We start from the raw sequence: 17,515 nt of genomic DNA on the forward strand, positions 1-17,515 counted from the left end.
ACGTCGTTGCCCTGCCGGCGAAACGATCCGAAGTTGTCGACGCGATGGAGCGTTCCATTCGCTGGGCTGGTCGCTGTTTGAATGCGGCAACACGCGATGACCAAGCACGTTTTGCCATCGTCCAGGGCGGCTTGGACACCGAATTGCGAATCCAATGTGCGACCGAATTGTCATCGATGAATTTCGAAGGCTTCGCAGTGGGCGGATTGAGTGTCGGCGAAGCTCCGAGCGAAATGTACCGTATCACCGAGGCCACCTGTCCTCATCTGCCCGAACACAAACCGCGTTATTTGATGGGCGTTGGACGGCCAATCGATTTGCTCGAAAGCGTGGATCGCGGCATCGATTTGTTTGATTGCGTGATGCCCACTCGCAATGGACGCAATGCGATGGCGTTTACCGACCGCGGCAACGTCAAGATTCGGAATGCAAAGTATCGCGAGGAAACGCGTCCGCTGGATGAACATTGCCCATGTCTCGCGTGTCGTCACAGTCTCGGTTATCTACGGCACCTGTTTGTTGCCAAAGAGATGCTGGGACCGATCTTGTTGACGATCCATAACTTGACGTACTACCAACGCGTGATGGCCGAAGCACGTCAAGCGATCGAAAGCGACACGTTCGCTCAATACGTGAGCGATAAAAAAGCAGGCTGGGGAATCGTCGACGAAAGCGATGCGAATGTGGGCTAGGCTTGCTAGCCCAGCATGCAAGCTTGATGGCCATCGCCGTGGTACAGCGGCGACGTCGATTACCGCGGTGCTCGGCGTTCGACGGCGATTGCCGTCGGTGCCACGGCTGCGACATCCACGCTGCCGACTTGGTCGCTGTGTCGCCGTCCGCCGCGTTGTAGGTAATCGCTCCAGCGACGTCCTTTGCGTGATTCGGAAGGCCCCGGTGCAATCAAGAACACCGCGCCGAGTCCAAATAGCAGCCCTGCCGAAGCCGAGCCCAGAGTCACCAAGGTACCACCGGGGCCGATCGGTTTATCGGATACTTGCGGCGGACCGAGTTCGGCGACTAGGTTCGTGGAAAGTGCAGCGGTGCGGCTTGCCTGAGCTTCGGCCAATGCCTGCTGGGCCGTTTCCAACAACGTCGTGCGATGTTTGACTTCCGCATCCACGTTTGCGTAATCAGTCCGTGCGGATGCCAATGCCTCGAGCCGCGAAGTTAATTGTTCTTTGCGCGCCTTTAGCCGTGATACCCGTTCGGTTTCTTGCTTCAGCGTAGGTTCCATCGCTTTGACCGCCAACCGGGCTTCCTCTTGCATTCGGCTGCGGATTTCGTGTTCGGTTGACTGAGCATTTTGCAGGATCGGATGATTCGGTGTGCGGTTTGCAGCCAATTCGCTGCTGCGAATCTGAGCGTCGATCAATCCATCTTTTAAACGCAGCAGCGACGGTTGTAACGATAGCAGGTCGCTACCGCTGGCCAATAAATGGTCGGGATTTTCCGAACCGACGACAAGCAGGTTGCGAAGCGCGTACAGTTTTTCGAGGTCCAATTCCGCGACTTGCAGTTCACGGACGGTTTCTTCGAGGGTGCGGCGGTTCGTGCCGTCACCGGCAATCGCGTCGTTCAAATTGCGAAGCTCGCCAAGATCCGCAGCAAATTTCACTTCATAGACATGCATCCGAGCTGCGGCAGCATCAAGGTTTTGTTGCGCCAGATCACGTGCCTGCGTCAATTCCGAAATCACGCTGTCCGCACGCACGCGGCGGATATTGCGAAGATGTAATGTCAAATTGTCGAACATCGCTTTGCAAAAATCGACGGCACGTTGTTGCTGTGTCGATTTGACTTGCAAATAGACCACTTCGGTGCTGCCGAATTCCGAGCCTTGAGGCGCGAGCAGATTGACGGCGTCTTTTGCAATGCGGTCCACCACTTCGGGCGACGGCCACGTCGGATCGTCTTTACCCGAGGAAGGTCCGATTTGACGCAGTGCCGCCGCGACCACTTCGGGATTCTGTGTCATTTCAAGAATCGTTTCCTGAGCCGACTTCAATTCGGTTTGGCTGCTAAAGCGGCCCAGTCGTTCCAGTGAGCTGGTGGCTTCGTTTCGAACGACCAACGGCAGACGGGCCGAATAAATGTCGCTGCTAAATAACGCGAAACAAACACCCACGAAAGCGAACAAGACGGTCGCGCCCATCCACAGCGGAGCAAAGACAACTAGGACGTTACGAACGTGTTTCCACGGAATCGGAGCAGATGACATAACAAGTCTCGACGTGAAAGTTTTCAGACAATACGTTGAAACTTAGGTCTCAAATTAGCTCGTGATGCAAAAAAGAGGGCGAATTCGTTGGTTTTTTAACGGCGTAGCGGCAAGAGATCGCTGCTCAAATTCAAACGATTTTCACTCGCGGCATCTAGGCAAATCGCCACACCGTTAACAACGAAGACCGAATGGTCCGCGTCGGTTTCGATTCAATCCGTTCTACGCTAACGCAGGTTGGTCGGTGTACAGCGACAACAACTGGCTTTGGACTTTGACGGCACGCAGCAAAGTCCACAATTGATCAGGAGTAAATTGGACGGGGCCGTTGTGACACATCTGTTCCAATTCATCCGCGACCGCTGCGTGTTGATCCGCTGCGGCATCGAGCCGAAATGCGGCATTTTTCCAGACACGCGTAAGCGTATCGTCGTCGACGAGCAGCATCGTATCGTCGGTTTGAGTCAAAATCAGCAAACTGATCCTGGCCACTTCACTGGGTGACAATTCAGGACGCAGGTTGTGGATTCTTTCAGCGAGTTCGTGGCAAGTCATTGGAATAGGGTTCCGCCTAAAACTGCGTCAAACTGATCTTCCGTTGCGATCAGCAATCGGGCCAAGAAAAGGGCTTGACGTTACAAGCACGGCAAAATTGCCGCGCATTATTATTCGCCCTCAACCTCATCGAACCGCATGGCCCCCCCGCTTGTTCGCGATCATTGGAACGAATTACAGAACCCTAAGTCACATTCAGACGCGAGGCAAACAAATTTTAGAATTCGTCATGGCGAGTGGTGAATCAAGTTGCATCGCGAGCACCTTGACGGCTACTCGACGTCGCTAGCCGAGCGAGGATCGACCTTCAGACTGGCCAAATAAGCGACAAGATCACGCAGTTCACGTGCCGACATCTGTTTAAGTAAGTCGTCTGGCATCGCGGATTTTCCCGAGCGACGCGCCACAATTTCATCTTGAAAGACGCGTTGTAATGCCCCATCGCCTTGGATGAGTTCGACAAAATCGTCGGTTTCGTTTTTGACGATTCCTGTTACGACTTGCCCGTCTTCATTCGCGATGACAGCGGTTTCATAGCCTTTTGCGATCGCCGCATTGGGCAAACAAATTGCCTCTAGCAGATAGCGGGCATCTTTTTCTTTGCCGATGGTCGTCAAATTGGGGCCCACTTCGCCTCCGGCGCGATCAACTTTATGGCACCGCACGCATGATAATTCGGTTTTGGCAAACAGTGTCTTGCCGCGGTTTACATTCCCGCCCTCTAACGCAGACAACCACTCCGCAAGAGGATCGTTTTCGGCAAGCGAAGCTTGATATTTCTTTAATTCCGTACCGACCGCTGCGGGCAATTTTCCTTTGGCAAGTAACGTCTCGGCGGCCTCCACCACATTCAATTGCACCTCAGGGGCAAGTTCGCCCTCGGTATAGCGTTTGACAGCCGCTTGGATGGCTTCGATCGCCCGAGGGTCACCGGATTTCGCCAATGTGTCCCAAGCGAGCTGTTGCAGCGAAGTGCCGCGGCTTTCGGTCGCCGCAATAAAGACTTCGGTCGATGTCGCCAAATCGTGCGCGGCAAGTACTTTTAAGGCGGCTTCGGCCAGCGTGCTGGGGGGAACCAAGCGAACTTCTTTGGCCAATTTCACCGCTTGAGCCGTATCGAGCTTCGCCAGTCCCGTCAGCGCCGACGCGCGAGCTCGGGCCGATTGGTTTGTGTCGCTCACACGGACGATCAGCGTGGGCGCGATCTTCTTGATGCCAAGCTTCGAAGCGACATCGACGGTTTTCTCGCGAACCGCTTGGCTGGACGCCATTAAGGAGTCGATTTGTGATTCGATCGCCGTCACCGGGTCGGCGGCACTGCGTTCGGTCAACGGCCGAACGTCATTGAGCACGCGATCGCGAGGGTCGGGGTTGGTCCAATTCAATAACGCATCCAAGGCTTCGATTCGCATCGCTTCGGGGGTGGTCATGCGAGATGCGAACTTGGCAAGCGCCGTCGCGCTAGCGGACGTGCCGAGACGATAGTTCGCATTGATCACACGCCGCAACAATGGCAGGTTTGCCGATGGCGTTTCAATCAGTGCGGCCAACGAACCGAGTGCCACAGGAATCGGTTCGTCATGAATCGCGCGAGCCGCCTCGAGTGTGACCGCCGTGCTTTCGTCCGCCAAAAACTTGGCGACTTCACCGCTCTTCATCCGCCGTAGGGCTACCACCACGCTCCGACGTACCGCTGCGTTTTCGTGCTTGCTCAATTTGACCAGCGAATCGGCGGTGCAGGCGCTCGCTAGATAGACTTGCCCTGCATGCCGCAACACGGGATCGCGATGATTGTTTTCGGCAATCATTTGAATCGCCAGCGGCATGGCCGACGCCGCTTTCAACTTTGCCAATGCCATGGTTGCGAAATAACGGACGCGGAGCGAATTGTCCAAAAGCATTTTTTCCAGCGCGGGGACCGAGCCTGTTTCACCGCGTTCACCCAACACCTTGGCAACCGCTGCGCGAATGACCGCGTCGCTGTCGGTCGCTAGCGGTGAGATGGCCGAAACCAGCTCCGTCTTTTTCGTCGCATCGAGTCGAGTGATTTGATCCGCACCCCAAATCGCGTGCAGTCGCGCCAGCATGCTTTGCTTGGAATCCTTGGCAACCGCCAATAACGCCGCCAATTCGACCCGATCGGCGAGTTCCCACTGCGCTTCCAAACGAACCCGCTGATCACGATGGCTTAAATCGGTTGTTAGTTGATTTGAGGGTCGCTTGGACCAATCGCTGGCCAGGATCGAGCGGACTTCGGCGACAATTTCCGATTCACGGTGTTCGGGATGGGTTAAGCGGTAGATGCGTCCTTTGCCGACTCCATCCCAACCGTCGACCCAGTCGCTGACGTACATCGCTCCGTCCGGGCCGAAGCCGACATCGGTGGCCAACACCGACCAAACGGGTTTGGCTTCGCTTCCAAACGAGTAGGTGGCTCCTTGAGGTGTCAGTTTGAATGATCGCACGCCGCTGTTGCTTGGGGTCCCGCGAAAATCACAAATCAAGAACGTATCGTTCAGGTCATCGCCGAAGCCAGTGCCGGGATAATAGGCCAATCCGCTCGGACCGTCGGTGAAATTCGCAATCGCCGGAACGATATAGGCTGCTTGCTCGGGATGTAACGGTTCCCACAAACGCTCTTCGTTATAAGGGCCTCGCGTGGGCATGTATTGGTAATACATCCGCCATCCGTAGTCGGCTTTCTCTAACAAGTGAAATACCTTGGACTTGTCGCCACTGTCGCTGTTGTTGTCGACGGTGAACCAATCACCAAGCTCGTTAAACGCCAACTCTTGTGGGTTCCGCAAACCGTTGCAAAAGACTTCTAACCCGCTGCCATCGGGCTCACAGCGGAACACGGCCCCCACGGCGGGATTGGCTAACACTTTGCCGTCGCCGGTGGTGACGTGATAGCCACGGTCGCCAATCGAAAAATAGATCCGTCCGTCGGGACCTTTGATCAATCCATGCATATCGTGACCGCGAAACGCAACGCGGACACCGTAGCCATCGGACAACGCGACGCGTTGGTCAGCGACGCCGTCATCATCATCGTCGTTTAATTTCCACAGACGTGGGATGCAGGTGTAGTAGACGTCCTTGCCGCGAACGAGGACGCCGGCGCCGGTGCCCTCTTCGAGTTGATTGAATCCGTTGGCGAACAGATCGCTGCGATCGGCTTTGCCGTCGCCATCGTTGTCCACCAAGCGGCGAATGCGATCGTCATGTTGAGCATAGGTGATGGCGGCATCACCTAGCAGACTGCGGTGATAGTTGATGCGATCTTGAACGGTTTTGGCCGATAAATCCGCCAACAACCACTTGTCATCATGACCTCGGTTATCGGTCACACCGCGATTCTGCCGAAACGTTTCGGCAAGAAAAATTCGGCCTTGATGATCGATGTCAAAGGCAACCACATTGGCCACCATCGGTTCCGCTGCGAACAAATCGATCGACCAACCCTCTTTGACCGCCACCCCCTGCATCGCCTCTTTGGCTTCACCCGATGCCGCCGCCACTTCGGGTTCGAGCGGCTTGTTCGCGGTGGATTCCACCGCAATCGCGACCGAATTCAGACTTAGACCGAAACCAATACAGCAGAAAGCGAGGGGTAAGATTGCAGATTTGAACGGTTTCAAGGCGGTCTCGACAAGGCAGAGAGTGTACGATGGAATCCCGATAGACCTAAGATAGCCACCTCGACCCAAAAGTGGCAACATTTACGTGCCATTGTTTTCCAAAAGCAGCGTCGTTTTTAACAATTTCCAGTCCCGGTTTCTTGCGAAGCGATCACGATGAAAGACGACTCCGCGGCGGCTCATCAGGATGACCCCACGCCACCGATTCAAGACGAGCCGTTAACTCAAGACGAGCAGCCCATTCTGGCGTCATTGGCAACGCCCCGCGATGAGCCAAATCGCAGCAGCCCAGCCTGCGAACGGCCAGCCAGCGAACGAGGTGCCAACGAACAGCCAGCCAACGAACGGGCTGCCAGCGAACAGGCGGCCAATGAACAGGCGGCCAACGCACAGGCGGCAACTGGGCTTGATCCGGCGATTCGAGTCGGATCGCCGTTTGCCAAAGAGCCTGAGCCGGCGCCGCAACCGGTTCGTCCCGAGGATGTCTATTTTCAAGCCACCCCGCTTCGCTACACGTCGATCGGGTCGGTGGCGGCCGCGAGTCTGGTTGTTCTGTTCGCGTTGGGGGGGACGGTCTGGTTTCCTGCCGGGGGAACCCTTGTGGCGGGCCTCGGATGTTTGCTCAGTATCTTTGGCATGTATTCGCACCTGCGAATTGCGGCAGCCAGTTTACTTACCGTCCATCTGTTTCTGTTCGTCGCCAGTTACAGCCGCGTGTTTGTTTGATACGTGTCCGAAGGGAGCAACGATCGCGTCGCCCGTTCTGACGAAAACGCATCCGGCCACGCCATTGAGCCCCCGTCTACAGCCGCCGCTCGCAGGTTTACTCTTGAATCCCGGCCAATTCGCACAAGTAGGCTTGGGTGACCGGTTGCGGGCAGCTCCAGACCAGAAAGAACAACGCTTCGCGACACCACTTGCCGACCGGATGGCCATGTACGAACCCGGCGCCTTTGGCCGCAGTCAACGCGGCTTGCGTCGAACGCAACACCATCCGGTTGGCTCGTCCCCGAATCTCCGCAGCGTCACACGTCGAATCGCCCGCGGCGGCACGAAGCAAATCGTTTTCCAGCGAGAGGACTTCGGATTGCATCTCATCGGCGATCTTCTGCAAATCGGGACGCTTGAGCGCCTCGCGAATCAAAAAATCAATCGCCGCATTGGATAGCCCGACTGCCAGCGTGGACGTTTGAAGTCCTCCTGTTCCAGCTCCGGTGCCGGTCTGCATCACGTTTTCGATCGGTCCGGCGATCAACATCGATTCGTCAATCGCGACGCGATCAAACACTAATTTGTCGGTGCAACTTGCCGACAATGCGACCAACTCGGTTCCCGGCGACGGTTGGACTCCGTCGAGCGATCGTGGCACGGCGGCGAGCAATTCTCGGCCGTCTTCGAGCGTCGCTCCGATTACGTACACGTCACCATGTGGTGCGCCGGTCACCCACGGCGACATGCCATCCAACAGAAATCCGTCCTCAGTTTCGCTGGCCAACAAGACAGGTTTGGCGAGATGACGTCGGCTGGTCGTCAGATGGCTGATTCCCACGGTCCCAAACGCGTCGCCGCTAACCAATTTTTCCAACCAACGTTCTGCGGGAGCCGGATTCTCGCTTCCTGCGATCCGGCGAATCGATCCCATCAATTGAGTGATAATAAATGTGGTGGTCAGATCAGCGGCCGCAAGCAGCAGGTAACCGCGAGTCTGTTCTTCGTCGCTCCATCCCAGCCCGCCGGATTGTTGCGGCAAGAACCAACGAAAGACACCTGCATCGGCACACTGCCGCAGCGCTTCGGCGGGCCAATCTTGGACATGATTCCAACGCGGCGCCCCGTCGCGAAGCGATTGCAGCAGCGGATGACCTAAAGCGTCGTTGGGCGAGTGAATCAAGGGTGAATCTGACATCAACGTTTGAGGTTCCGATTTGGGAGAGCACGTTTAGGCACGATCAAAAATGCGATTGAACAGTCGGCGATTTCGCTGGCGTGCTTGATCACACGCCGTCTGAATCATCTTGGGATCGTTTTCGTTCATCAAAAACGCCAAGTTTTTCATCAGCGAATCCAGTTCGGGCAACGCGTGACGATGAGGGGTTTTCATCAACCGCAAATTAATCTCGACGCCGCGTAGCGTTTGGTAACCCGCGATTAACTGCAACGCTTCGTCTTCGGGCAAGTGTCCCGCTTCGGCAAGTCGTTCCAGCGAAATGGTCGTGTTGCAGTGCGTGATTTTCGGAGAATCCGCGGCGTGTTTCAGTGTCATCATCTGCGCCACAAACTCGACATCCACCGTGCCCCCCTCGCCTCGCTTCAAGTTTCCCGAGGTGGCGGTTTCTTGCATTCGAGTCCGAATCTTGCGAATTTCGTTCGCGGTTCCGGAAGTCCACGGCGATTGGGGCAACAGCGACGCGATCGCATTGTCAAACCGAGTCCGACTGGTTCGCGAACCCGAGATGGAACGTGCTTTGCAAATCGCGAGCCACTGCCAAAGCGGTGCCTCGTGTTGCCGAAACCGATTCAAAAAATCTTCGGTCGACATCGCAAACACGCCTTCTTCGCCCGTCGGACGTAGCCGTCCGTCGAGTTCGTACATTCGGCCTTTCGGTCCCGGGGCGTTGATCCGTTCAATAACTCGCTGCGCCAATTGGTTGAAAAAACTGCGGTTGGTCGTCGTCGAACGCGGTCCGCCGACGCGTCGGCATGTTTCGCCATCGGCGGAATACAGGAACACGACGTCCAAATCGCTGTGGTAATTCGGTTCGCGGCCGCCCAGTTTTCCGAGCGCCACGGCAATCATCTCGGCCTTTTCGCCCTCTTCGGTGACCGGGTCGCCGTATTGCGCCGCCAACCGTTCTTGTTCAAATTCGATGATTCGCCGGATGCAGGCTTCGGCTGTATCCCCAATCGCTTGCTGCGTGGCCGCCAGCGTTTCTTTGCCCAAAATATTGCGGACGCCGATCGTCAAATGAGCACTCTGTTTAAAGCTATGCAAGATCGCATCGATCTCTTGTGCCCCGCGACACAGCTCGATCGATTGGCTATCGAGTCGTTCGGCCGACGGCAGCCGGTCCATCAATAACGAATCGATCAACTCATCGATCATCCCCGGATTGTCGGTCAAAATTTCGACCAAATAGGGAGCGGCAGCACACAACCGCACCACCATTTTCATCGTCGGTCGATTGGTCCCTAACAATTCCCACAATGTCGCTTTGGCACCAATCGAATCTGCCACGCGAGTCAGTGAGGCAAGCGTTTTGTCGGGATGGGGCGTTTGCGAAATCTCGGAAAGCAGCGAAGGAACAATCTGAGCAAAGAAGTGACGACATCGATGAGGCGACAAAAACGGCACCGATTCGGTGCTCAACGCAATTAAATCTTCAAACGCGCGAGCCGCGTTGGTCAATCCATGTTTGGACAGCACCTGGGTGATCGTTTCGGCCGCCGGATCTGGATCCAACATCAGCTCGGTTTCGATGGCAACCGAAGACCCATCGTCCGGAGCGTCCAGCATCAAGTGGTTGATCATGCGGCAATTGACGTCAAACACCTCTTCGAGCTGTTTGCGAAACTTGGCGACGTCGCCCTGTTTTGTCGTGCTGTCACGGATTCCCAATTGCCATGCGAGCCGCTGTGTTTGCGCTGGTTCGATAGGCACTTGGTCGTCGAGCTTTTCAAACATCACTGCGATTTGATGTTGCAATCGACATAATCGCGCGTGGTTTTCCGACAACAGCGATGCTTCTTCGTGCGTAACACATCCTGCACGCTCTAAACCGATCAACGCATCGTAGGTGTTCGCGTGGCGGACTTCGGGCAGCCGATCGCCGTGCAGTAGCTGCAAAAATTGGATGGTCCGTTGGATGTCGCCGCGACCGCCGGGGGCTCGCAACACATTGCATGGCTTTTGTCCGGCCGCCGATGACGCCGCGTCACTAGGCGTTAGCGTGCGGCGTTCGAGTTTGTGTTGCAGAGTTTGGATCTCGGCCAAGTCGCTGCGGCTGATAAAGCGGCGGAAAATCCACGGTTGCAACCGCGTTAAAAATCCCTCGCCTAACGATTGTGAACCCGCGACCACACGTGCTTTGATAAATCCGAGTCGCTGCCACGTGCGACCGGAGGTCTCGAAGATGCGAGCGGCTTCGAATGAACTGCAAATCCGAGTGCCGGTTTCATACATCGGGCTTTGACGAAGATCGATGTTGTAGCCGTCGTCAATCGGAGTGTCCGAGTGTAGCAAGCGGATGAACTCGCTGACCAACAAGTCGTAGTACTCGCGATGCGTTATGTTCCACGGGTCTATGCGGTCGTACAGAAAGATCAACTGCAGCGAATCGCCATAACTCATTTCTTCGGCGCCGAAACTGCCCAAACCGATCAGCGTGACTTGCGGTGTATTGCCGCTGGGCATGACCGGAGTGTCACGAAGTGTGGGCAAATAGCGAAGCAGAAAATCGAGACTCGATTGCACGACCGCATCGGCGACATAGGTCAACTGTCGCCCGACTTTTTCAGGGACCATCGAACGAGCGAACTCGCCATAGATGATCCGGCTTGTTTCACGGATCAAGAAGCTTCGGATCTGCGCCGCCGCTTCGTCAAAATCTTCGATCTCGGACATGCTTCGGTACAACCGGTCAACCAACTCGCTGCGGTCGACCACTTGTCCGTCTTGTTGACGAAGGATCTGGAAGAAATCGGGATCATGGACCAAATGCTTCGTCAGCCGAGGGCTGGTGGCGAAGATCTTTAGCAGCGATGGCAGCGATCGAGCATCGTTTCGGAACAACTCGAGCAACAATTCGGGAGCGGAACCAGCGGCCAAAAAACTAGCCAACGAGTCGAGCGTCGCATCGGCGTCGTCCAGTTGCGGCAATTGCTCGACCAGCTGCTGTTTTAGCGACACGAGCAGGTCGCGAGGCACCGCCAGTTGCCAAATTTGCTGGGCGTTGTCCCGAGCGGCATCGGGGGCGGCAAAGGTAGTGGAATCAATCCAATCGAAATTGTCTGGCATGGGAGGATTGGATCGAGGATCGACGCGGATGCGTGGGACGGGTTAAGAGGCTGTATCAGTATAGGGTTGTTCCTACGCGTGATTGTCCGGGAGATCATCCGAGTGATCGTCACCCGACCCAACGTCTTCACCACCCCAATCGCAGCCACGCTTTAGTCTAAAACCTTTCGCGAGATTCGTGTAGTGCGGCCAAAACGTAACCTACGATTCAAACGCGGGGAGTTTCAGGCTTGATTCGTCTCGAGAAAGTCCCACCAGGGTGTGGGTTGCGCAACACATTGTTGATTTTGTGCAACACCCAACCGTTGTTTTTGGGAAACACGCTGGGTCTCGAATCCCCCTTCTCTAATTGACCTAAACTATTCACTGACAACGGTTTGCCATGATTTATGCGATGCCCGACGCCTCCGCTGGTACCGATACTGCTTGGTTCCTCTCGAACGTTACCGACGTTTTTGACACGGGTGCCGAGGAGAGCTTGATGGGAAAGAAATTCAGCCGTCGCAGTCTTCAAGATGATGCATATGATGCGGAGGAATCCGTTACGCGACGTACTCGCGTAATGGGAGAACAGTATGTGGATGCCGAAGACGAGGATGCAGTCGCAGCGAGCGACGATGATACCGAGTCGGCGGCTCGTCGTGTCGAAACCGATACCGACCCCACCGAAGATCCTGTTCGTATGTACTTGATGCAAATGGGCCAAATCCCTTTGCTCAGTCGTGATCAGGAAGTCTCGGCTGCTAAACAGATCGAAAAAACTCGCGAACGTTATCGTCATTGGATGTTAGCGACCGACTTCATGCTGCAAGGTTCCTTGAAACTGCTAGAGCAGGTTCGAGACAAGAAACTGCGACTGGATCGCACCATCGAAGTCAGTGTGACCAATGCGGCGGAAAAGAAAGCGATCATGAAACGGATCGTTCCCAATGTCCGCACGCTCCAGCATCTGCTGCGTCGCAACCGTGCCGACTATATGACCGCCATCAACAAGCGTTTGCCAATGCGGCAACGACGTGCGGCATGGAAGAACCTTGTCGTACGACGCAACAAGGCCGTCCGCTTGATCGAAGAAATGAATCTGCGAACCAACCGGCTACAACCGCTATTCGAAAAGCTTCGGGTTGCTGCCAATCGCATGTTGGAAATCCAATCCATTCTCAGCAAGCCCGAGCTATTGGCGATGCCGGGGATGCCCAGCGAAGAGGAACTGCATCAAGAACTTCACTATTTAATGCGGTTGACGTTCGAGACGCCGCACACACTCGGTCGCCGCGTCAAACGATGCGATCATTTCAGCGAAGATTACGACGCTGCAAAGCGAGTTTTGTCGGCGGGCAACCTGCGTTTGGTCGTCTCGATCGCCAAAAAGTATCGCAATCGCGGACTCTCGTTCTTGGACTTGATCCAAGAAGGCAATACGGGGCTGATGCGAGCGGTCGATAAATTTGAACATGCTCGAGGCTACAAATTCAGCACCTATGCTACGTGGTGGATTCGTCAAGCGATCACCCGAGCGATCGCCGATCAAAGCCGCACCATTCGGGTGCCGGTCCACATGATCGACACGATGAACAAGATTCGCCAAATCACTCGTGACTTGGTCCAGGAAAACGGACGCGAACCCACCGCCGAAGAAGTGGCCAATCGAAGCGGTTTGCCGCTCGAAGACACCCGCGTGATTCTGAAGATGAGCCGTCAACCGTTGTCATTGGACCAACCGATCGGTGATCACGAAGACAGCGTGTTTGGTGAGTTCCTCGAAGACTATCGAGATGATGATCCGTTGCTGGAAACGAATCGAGAAGCGTTGAAAACGCAAATCGATCTCGCCATGGAAACGTTGAACTATCGCGAACGAGAAATTTTGCGACTTCGCTACGGCTTGGCCGATGGCTACACCTACACGCTCGAAGAAGTTGGACGGATCTTTAAGGTCACGCGAGAACGTGTTCGCCAAATCGAAAGCAAGGCGGTTCGCAAATTGCAACAACCGTATCGTGCTAAATCGTTGGTCAGCTTCCTGGACGGAGCCGAAATTTCGATGCTCGAAGGCAGCGAAGCGCTGTAGTTGGCTCTGAACAGCTGGCTTTTTAGCGGTGCGGCGCGGGGCCCGCCCGGTCTAAACCGAACGTGTTACTCGCCTCAACCGGACGGGCCCCGCGCCCAATGCCATCTACTTTCGTAGTGGGACTCGCCAGAGTTCCTGGTGTTTCAACAGCAAAGATGGGAATTCTGGCGAATCCCACTACTTGAGCATCCCCCAATGGTCGTCAAAGTGGATGCATCGGGCTGGCTTCGTGCCGCTGACAACACTACGCCGCTTGCGGACTTGTTTGTGAGAAAAAATTCTCGCTGTGAAACGGCATCACGATTTGACGCTTTGTCAGATCGAGGGTGCCATCGCGAAACGCCGCCAGAAACGTTTTGCCGCACAAATGGTTGTCGTAGTACGCGGCAGCCGATTGCGACATTTCATCCAATCGTGACGCCGAAAGTTGATGGATTCGATCAATCGCATCGCGTAGTCCGTCGGCACCACGGAAACAAATTGCGTTTTCGCCGTCCGTCAATTGCGGACGCAATCGGTCGCCGTATTCGATCAATGGAATGGTGCCGACGCTCATCGCTTCGATCAAATTGTGACACATCGGCTGGGCCGCGCCGGGACAGCAGACAAAGAAGCGATGTTGAGCCAAAAACGGCAGCCACTGCGACGGCGCGATTGGCGTTTCAGCGCTATCTTGCAGCCGGATCGGGACCGCAGCGTCATTGGCGACAATTTCGCTCAGCACTTGCAATATGTTCAATCGGCTCAGCACCCCAAAGGATTGGTTCATCTTCTGGTGCCCGTACTTCGATTTCTGGCTGCCGGCAAAACAGGATTCCTTGGCGAGTGAATGCCGATCGCAACGCCACTCGCAATGCCGCGTCCGATTGGCGAAGCGTCGCCGGATGCATCGGGTAAGGCATCACCGGTCGCTGCGGCAAAATATCACGGCCGATCATCATTTCGATTTGCCGCGCCCCCATCCCACGCCGCGTCGCCCGCGAAACCGGAACGTCGCACAATACCACCGCCTCGCTGGGCAGCGGTTCGTCGGGACGAATCCAAGTGGCATGTTCCTCGGCCAACATTTCCGCCCCGTGAACCTTTCTCGCGACGCTGGCCAGTAGCAATCGACTGCCACGAACGAAAAAGGGAGATCCAATCTCGCGACAGTGATGAGCCAACGATGCAAAGTGACGACCACAGTCAAACAACATGTGGTCAGTGTACAGGTCCAAAGCAATGGGACGCTCTGTCAGGGTTTCCGCCGACGTCGCTCGAGAGGCCAGGATTTTGTGCGCTCGGCGAATATCAACCGGAAATCGGACAACGTTTTTCAATTGCATGATGGACTCGTTTTTCCCGTTGCGACTAGGCGGCCTGCTTGTAGCTAATTGATCCCGCAGGTCGGATGCCCATTTGTATCAGCGTGTTCGTGCCACGATGTCGTTTGGCGATCGCCATGCCATGATGTCGTGCACGCCAGCGGATCGCTTCGTACTGGTGATGCATTTGGTCCAACAAACCAGGGATCTGATCGATCGACTCGTAGATATAGCCCACCGATCCGTTACCGCCAGCGGCTCGAACTTGGTCGGCCAACCAACAGTGATCGGGAACCACCACCGGAACGCCGCGGATAAACATCTCTAAGAGAACGCCGCTACAACGCGCCACATAACGCGACGCATCGTACAGAAACAGCCCTACATCGGCGGTGTCCAACCATTGATGGTATTTCTCCGCTGGCATATCCGACGATGTGATTTCGAAATAGGAATCGGTGATGGGTTCAGTCGTCGACGTTTTCGCAGCAAGCGTTCGTTCGTAAGTCGCCTGCATCGATTTAGGAATCATCCGCTTCCAACGCTTCGCCGGCATCTGCATCGACATCTGGTAGCGGCCGCTTGCTAAGTGGGGAGCGTGGATCTTGGACAACATTGCCGGGATCACGCTTCGTCCCTTCTCGGCTCGCGGGGTTCCCGCCAGCACGATTTTGTAACGCTGCGAATCGCTGTTTCGGAACCGCGGTGCTCGGTAACGCGTCGGATACGGAATCGCGTTGGCGACGACACCGACTTCGCCCAACTGCTTTGACAGCGATGCGGTGGTGGCGTGCAAGTGGATGTGATGCGGCCCCATTTGCTTCATTGCATCGTTGACTTGGTCGCCAAACTGTTGCCGCTGCGATAGCGACGTTTGCGAATCAAACACGGCAAAATGGAATACGATGTGGATCGTCAGCGGATCGTCAGCCGGCAGCTGTTTCAATGCACGAGCGAGTGCCAGCATGACGAAATCGTCAGCCGTATTGATCAGCAATGTGTCATGACCGGTGGCATCCCAGCGGCGCAGCAGTTCTAGAAAATCTGCGGACCAACGCTCAAGCATCACAGCGGGGCGGCGATCGGGCCGCGAAAGGGGATCACGCAGATTTTGCCAAGCGTTTTGCCACTTGCTGCCACCAATGTTGGCCCCGTCGATACCGCGTCGCACTTTGGACCGGCCGTCCACCCCAAGCGACCAATGGATCATCCGTCGCGCGCGAAATCCTCGCTCGATTTGGATCTTTGCATCGACGGCGTCGAATCCATCAAACGATTGATGCGTTGCCAGCCGAGTTGTGTAACCCAGCTCGGAGGCGCCTTCCATCAACAACGTCGCCAATTCAAGAAAATGGCCGCCTATGGAACGAATGTTGTCGTCAAACAGCAGCAAACGTGAATCGGAAACGGTCATAAACTACTTAAACGACTGCAGTGGTAGGGGCGGTTGGCGAGCAGCGGCTCGTCGAATTGAATCGATAACATCGAGCCGATTGCTAGCAATCAACGGATTGGTGAATTTCGGTTCGTTTTTACGGAAATACCAGGATCACGTGGGTGCGTCCAGATCGAATTAGCAGGAAGCGGTGCAGATTTGTTTTAGAAATTGTATGGATTATGCCGATTGCTTCCTGCAAGGGCGGAGGACCAGCGTGCACGTAGGATGCGTGTGCGAGATCTTCCAAAAGTTGTATGGGCTTTTTTGTTGGTTAACAGAGCCACAAGGGATGGATCGAAACATGCGTATCACGAACCTTTGTATCGCTAGCACTGTCGCGATGTTGCTGTGGGGTGGCACAGCGATGCAATCCGCGCATGCTCAACGGGCTGTCGTTCCGGGCACCGGAACCGAAATCATCGGTGTCGCGGATGATTTTGAGGATCCGAATTGGAACTACATTCCCAACGATCCCAAAAGCACCGAAGACATCGACGAGAACCAGCGTAGCCCGATGGGGCGCAGTACGAATGGCCGTTGGTACGAAGGGATCAAGCGAGGCCATCCCGACATCGTCCAACGTGTTCGCACGCCGTCGGGTGGTTTGCCAGGCAGCGAAGGGGCGTTGTTGATGCGGTCTCGATTCACCGGCATCCCAGGTCGGCCGAGCGGCAAGATGCATCAAGATGATTTTGTTGCGAACGTCCAATATCGACTGAAACGACGCGTCGACGTATCGGAAGTCCCCAGCGTGACGACTCGCGTGTTCTTGCCTCCGGTGGCTCAATGGGAAAACCGCAGTGGGCCTCATTTCGGGTTCCGATTGGCACTCGAAACGACAGCGATGGTCGACAAAGAAATCGGGATCGGAATCTTTAAGCGAACCGTCGAAGAGATGGGCAACGAAGTTTATTGGCCCGGCATGTTTATCGAGTTCGAAAGCCAAGGTGGGAACCGTGACAACGACTACGCCTACCTGCGAATTCGCAGCAACCGTCGCGGTGGCGATTTCCGTGGTCCGCAAATCACGACGACCGGTTGGTGGACGCTTGGCATGAGTGTGACTCCGGATGGAATGGTGCACTACTATGCATCCGAAGGTGTTGATGATCTGACCGAAGACGACTACATCACTAGCCAATTCCCGTACGACTACCGCGCCGAGCGTTTCCGAACCTTCTTCTACAATATCTGTAGTGCGGACGACGGGCATCGTTGGAGCACGTCGTTTATCGTCGACGACCCCAAGGTCTATTTGTTGCGTCCAAAAC

The 17,515-nt window shown here is 55.4% G+C and carries 12 protein-coding genes; 4 read left to right on the plus strand and 8 right to left on the minus strand.

The genetic code is table 11. The annotated features are described in order from the left end of the window. The coding region (locus RMSM_RS26380) for a tRNA guanosine(34) transglycosylase Tgt (protein ID WP_040769480.1) at positions 1-692 on the plus strand (692 nt) is incomplete at its 5' end. A 59-nt stretch (positions 693-751) separates the two neighbouring features. Here RMSM_RS26380 and RMSM_RS26385 read toward each other — a convergent pair. From RMSM_RS26385 to RMSM_RS26395, 3 genes are all read right to left on the minus strand, one after another. Beyond that, entirely contained in the window at positions 752-2,221 is a 1,470-nt protein-coding gene (locus RMSM_RS26385) for a GumC domain-containing protein (RefSeq protein ID WP_008703945.1), read from the minus strand. A gap of 222 nt (positions 2,222-2,443) precedes the next feature. After that, positions 2,444-2,776, minus strand: a complete 333-nt coding sequence (locus tag RMSM_RS26390) for a hypothetical protein (RefSeq protein WP_008703947.1) — start codon at positions 2,774-2,776, stop codon at positions 2,444-2,446. A 272-nt stretch (positions 2,777-3,048) separates the two neighbouring features. After that, entirely contained in the window at positions 3,049-6,417 is a 3,369-nt protein-coding gene (locus RMSM_RS26395) for a PVC-type heme-binding CxxCH protein (protein WP_008703949.1), read from the minus strand. A 156-nt stretch (positions 6,418-6,573) separates the two neighbouring features. Here RMSM_RS26395 and RMSM_RS37370 point away from each other — a divergent pair, with 156 nt between their 5' ends. Beyond that, positions 6,574-7,143, plus strand: a complete 570-nt coding sequence (locus RMSM_RS37370; protein ID WP_008703950.1) for a hypothetical protein — start codon at positions 6,574-6,576, stop codon at positions 7,141-7,143. 97 nt (positions 7,144-7,240) lie between these two features. Here RMSM_RS37370 and RMSM_RS26405 read toward each other — a convergent pair whose 3' ends face one another. Then, positions 7,241-8,323, minus strand: coding sequence for an acyl-CoA dehydrogenase family protein (locus RMSM_RS26405; protein ID WP_008703952.1), 1,083 nt, complete (start codon positions 8,321-8,323; stop codon positions 7,241-7,243). A gap of 33 nt (positions 8,324-8,356) precedes the next feature. Further along, positions 8,357-11,431: a [protein-PII] uridylyltransferase family protein gene (locus RMSM_RS26410; RefSeq protein WP_008703954.1), complete on the minus strand. Its 3,075-nt coding sequence runs from the start codon at positions 11,429-11,431 to the stop codon at positions 8,357-8,359. A 382-nt stretch (positions 11,432-11,813) separates the two neighbouring features. Here RMSM_RS26410 and RMSM_RS26415 point away from each other — a divergent pair, with 382 nt between their 5' ends. After that, on the plus strand, positions 11,814-13,502 hold the full coding sequence (locus tag RMSM_RS26415; protein WP_008703956.1) for a sigma-70 family RNA polymerase sigma factor: 1,689 nt from the start codon (positions 11,814-11,816) through the stop codon (positions 13,500-13,502). Positions 13,503-13,746: 244 nt separating this feature from the next. Here the strand turns inward: RMSM_RS26415 and RMSM_RS26420 are convergent, their stop codons facing one another. Genes RMSM_RS26420 through RMSM_RS26430 form a run of 3 tightly spaced genes read right to left on the minus strand, consistent with a single transcriptional unit; the run spans position 13,747 to position 16,220 of the window. Next, a complete protein-coding gene (locus tag RMSM_RS26420; protein WP_008703959.1) occupies positions 13,747-14,226 on the minus strand; it encodes a glycosyltransferase in 480 nt (159 codons plus the stop codon). Continuing rightward, the gene (locus RMSM_RS26425) at positions 14,201-14,827 is read right to left on the minus strand and encodes a hypothetical protein (protein WP_008703962.1); all 627 of its coding nucleotides are present in this window, start codon (positions 14,825-14,827) and stop codon (positions 14,201-14,203) included. The genes RMSM_RS26420 and RMSM_RS26425 overlap by 26 nt, the downstream gene beginning before the upstream one ends. A gap of 25 nt (positions 14,828-14,852) precedes the next feature. Continuing rightward, positions 14,853-16,220 (minus strand): hypothetical protein, encoded by a 1,368-nt coding sequence (locus RMSM_RS26430; RefSeq protein WP_008703964.1) that lies wholly within the window; start codon positions 16,218-16,220, stop codon positions 14,853-14,855. 325 nt (positions 16,221-16,545) lie between these two features. Between RMSM_RS26430 and RMSM_RS26435 the strand changes: the two genes are divergently transcribed. Then, positions 16,546-17,515, plus strand: a 970-nt coding sequence (locus RMSM_RS26435) for a hypothetical protein (RefSeq protein ID WP_236622311.1), incomplete at its 3' end; no start/stop codon positions are given.

Source organism: Rhodopirellula maiorica SM1, assembly GCF_000346295.1.
In the GTDB taxonomy this organism is placed as follows: domain Bacteria; phylum Planctomycetota; class Planctomycetia; order Pirellulales; family Pirellulaceae; genus Novipirellula; species Novipirellula maiorica.

What these genes read in the sequence shown, in the direction of transcription:
- RMSM_RS26385 (WP_008703945.1), bottom strand. Translation starts at nt 2,221, where the DNA reads ATGTCATCTGCTCCGATTCCGTGGAAACACGTTCGTAACGTCCTAGTT.
- RMSM_RS26390 (WP_008703947.1), bottom strand. Translation starts at nt 2,776, where the DNA reads ATGACTTGCCACGAACTCGCTGAAAGAATCCACAACCTGCGTCCTGAA.
- RMSM_RS26430 (WP_008703964.1), bottom strand. Translation starts at nt 16,220, where the DNA reads ATGACCGTTTCCGATTCACGTTTGCTGCTGTTTGACGACAACATTCGT.
- RMSM_RS26425 (WP_008703962.1), bottom strand. Translation starts at nt 14,827, where the DNA reads ATGCAATTGAAAAACGTTGTCCGATTTCCGGTTGATATTCGCCGAGCG.
- RMSM_RS26405 (WP_008703952.1), bottom strand. Translation starts at nt 8,323, where the DNA reads ATGTCAGATTCACCCTTGATTCACTCGCCCAACGACGCTTTAGGTCAT.
- RMSM_RS26410 (WP_008703954.1), bottom strand. Translation starts at nt 11,431, where the DNA reads ATGCCAGACAATTTCGATTGGATTGATTCCACTACCTTTGCCGCCCCC.
- RMSM_RS37370 (WP_008703950.1), top strand. Translation starts at nt 6,574, where the DNA reads ATGAAAGACGACTCCGCGGCGGCTCATCAGGATGACCCCACGCCACCG.
- RMSM_RS26415 (WP_008703956.1), top strand. Translation starts at nt 11,814, where the DNA reads ATGATTTATGCGATGCCCGACGCCTCCGCTGGTACCGATACTGCTTGG.